Annotated in this window: 3 protein-coding genes; 2 read left to right on the forward strand and 1 reads right to left on the reverse strand. The window is 59.8% G+C overall.

Annotated features, from left to right (window positions below; genetic code table 11):
* The coding region (locus Q0216_RS02500; RefSeq protein WP_298592662.1) for a CRISPR-associated endonuclease Cas3'' at positions 1 to 1,106 on the forward strand (1,106 nt) is incomplete at its 5' end.
* Positions 1,106 to 2,170: an aldehyde dehydrogenase gene (locus Q0216_RS02505; protein WP_298592664.1), complete on the forward strand. Its 1,065-nt coding sequence runs from the start codon at positions 1,106 to 1,108 to the stop codon at positions 2,168 to 2,170. The genes Q0216_RS02500 and Q0216_RS02505, both read left to right, overlap by 1 nt.
* Before the next feature lie 154 nt (positions 2,171 to 2,324).
* Here the strand turns inward: Q0216_RS02505 and Q0216_RS02510 are convergent.
* Positions 2,325 to 2,788, reverse strand: a 464-nt coding sequence (locus tag Q0216_RS02510) for a nicotinamide mononucleotide transporter (RefSeq protein ID WP_298592666.1), incomplete at its 5' end; no start/stop codon positions are given.

A 2,788-nucleotide genomic window follows, 5' to 3' on the forward strand; every position in this document is an offset into this window, starting at 1 on the left:
AGATTCTCCAGGAGATTCTGGACTACCAGGATGAGCACGGCGTGAAGCCGCGTAAGTTCCTTTACCGTCAGGGCGAAATCTCCCTGTGGCAGGATGCAGGCCAGGGCGATGAGAGTAGCCAGACGTTGGCTCCCGGTGACGTTCTGATTCTTGACACGGACAGTGTTCCGTTCACGAATCAAGGCATTGCCGTGACTCAGCGTGAGTTGCCTTCTAAGAAGGACGAGCTGAAGACTGTGCCCTTCCTCGATGATGCCGAGCTCTACGTGGCCGAGCTCTACGTGTATGAGAAGTGCGCGGACCGTGAGGAACGCTTCAGGGAATATCTGGGTCTCTCACCCGAAGAGGTAGCGGAGCTGCTCGACGCTCAGGGCGCGGACGGTAAGAAGAAGAGGATTGCTTCTGAACTTACTACCGAGGCTGAGGATGGTCAGGAAGTTATCGCCTGGTACGCCGACGTGACCGACGACGAAGAGTCTGTTGAAGGTTCCGATATCGCTCAGGAATTGGTGCTGGCCGGTCCCGTTCTTTTGGACGACCACCAGAACGACGTTGCTGAGCGTACCCGCCAGCTTGCCGAGAACCTTGGCCTGGTACCGGAATTCTCGGAGGCCCTGGAACTGGCTGCAAAGTACCACGACGAGGGCAAGCGTGACCTGCGCTTCCAGCAGATGCTGGGTGCAGACCCGGATGCGGATGCGCTCGCAAAAAGCGGCCACCGTTCCGTGGCCGAGGCGTACCGCGCCCGTAGCCGTAGCGCTTTGCCGAGGGGCTGGCGTCACGAGCAGCTGTCTGCACTCATGGTTGCGGCCTCGCCTGAAAAGGTGGGGGAGCACCGCGACCTGGTGCTGCGCATCATTGGGTGCAGCCACGGTCACGGCCGGTTCTCCTTCGCCCACGATGCAGGCTTCCTGCTCAAGGAAGGCTACCTGCCCGAGGGAACGGACTACGAAGCGCTCAAGGAACAGGCAGCCCGACTTTTCAACGTCGGCTACTGGGACAACCTCATGGAGCAGACGAGCCGCACCTACGGCCCGTACGCTACAGCCTACCTTGAGGCCGTTGAACGCGCAGCAGACGCCCAGATTTCACGGGAGGGACACTAATGGCAACGCTAACTATTGCCGGTGACTACACCTCGGCACTGACCCATTTTGCCCTCTATGGGCTGTCCCTGATGGTTGAACAGAAACACCCCGGAACCGTCACTGTCGGTTGGTCTCAGGAAGGTCAGCCGCGCGCCCAGATGCATGCTGAAGGCGTGTCAGAAGAAGAAATTGCCGAGTGCGTGCACTCCTACATTTCTTCCCTGGCTGCTGAAGATAGCTGGGTGAACGTTGACCAGTCCTACGGCGCGGGTAAGGAAGCCGCTGTTTTCTCCCCGTTCTCACCGCGTTTTCGAGGAATCGATGCGGAGAAGTATCCGGACGATTGGGCATCTCATCAGAAGACCCGACAGGCTCATCTGGATGCGCTGATGGAACGTGACGACCTGCTGTCTCTGCTCTGGATTGCGGGTCTGGGCGAGTCTGCCTACTGGCGTTTTGAAGCCAAGGCGCCTCGCCCGGATCACGGTGCGTCCCGCTGGGAGATGAAGACCCGCAACAAGGGCCAGGAGTTCGTCAAGGACCGCCTGCGCCTGATGTGCGCGGACCTGGCCACCTGGGAACCTTCCGCAATGCTCAGCGGTATTACCGGGCAGACCCTGTACGACTCGCTGGACAAGAAGCCGGATTCCCGAACCGGAACCGGTTTCACCGTCCCGCAGCCGACGGACACCGCGCTCGCCTTCTGCGCGCTGGTGGGCGTTGCGAACTTCCCGGTGATTCACCAGGTCCACCGGATCGGTGTGACCCCCGGTGCGTACCCGTACAACGCTCTGCACCCGCGGCTCATGGTGCTTCCGGTATCCTCCGGAAGGGTTACGCCCGCCCGGTTGCGAACCGTCCTACGTAGCCACCCCTACCGCCGGGTGGTTGACGAGGTCGGTAAGGCGATGGAACGCGGATCTTTGGACGCTGACATTTTCGTGTCTGAGCTGGCGGATGAGAAGGCGATTCTTCGTGAGAAGGGCGTTCAGGCGTTTGTTGCTTTCCCCATTGTGAAGGTGGGTAGCGATTCGGCTCCTGAGCGTCAGGTTCTGAAGGGTAGCGCGATTCCGCTGGGCTAACCTAGCCGCTTATTGAAGCCGGCAAGTATGCCCGCAAAATGCAGGGGGAGGGGCCTTCCGGTCGTATTGCCGGAGGGCCCCTCCTTCTGTGTATCGTTCAGCGGATATTCGGTGGCTAGCTCTCTAGCGCACTAGCGTACCCGGGGGAGTACCCCTACGCTACCGCCACCGCTCCCTTGGCTGAGGTACCGTTTCGGGTCCACAGCAGGAGCGCTGCCACGCTGTTGATGATGTAGAAAATGTACTTGCCGACGTTCGCGAAGTTGCCCTGAGTCAGCGCCTTGATGCACTGCACGGTGTTGTACATGAACCAGAATTGCCACTGCATCGTGAGCTTGAGCGCGTTCAGAATGTTCGCTGACAGGGACAGACCGAATACTACGGTCGTGATCCAGAACAGGAATGAGGTCTGGCCGCCGTAGCCGATGTAGTTCGTGACCAGGGAGAACGCGAATGAACCCGCCACGATACCGCCAATGATCAGCTGGCCCTTCGTGCCGGTCGGCGGTTCTAGAGCCTTGCCGCGTTCGGAGTTCTGCCACCTACGAATCGCGAAGGTGTACACGATGAAGGTCACCGGGTAGGTGATGATTGCCGCCTTGTTGCCCAGAATGTAGT

The sequence above is a fragment of the uncultured Rothia sp. genome, from assembly GCF_937976295.1.
Classification (GTDB): domain Bacteria; phylum Actinomycetota; class Actinomycetes; order Actinomycetales; family Micrococcaceae; genus Rothia.

Bases quoted from the DNA above. Each gene is read 5' to 3' on its own strand.
- Q0216_RS02505 (WP_298592664.1), top strand. From the start codon at position 1,106: ATGGCAACGCTAACTATTGCCGGTGACTACACCTCGGCACTGACCCAT.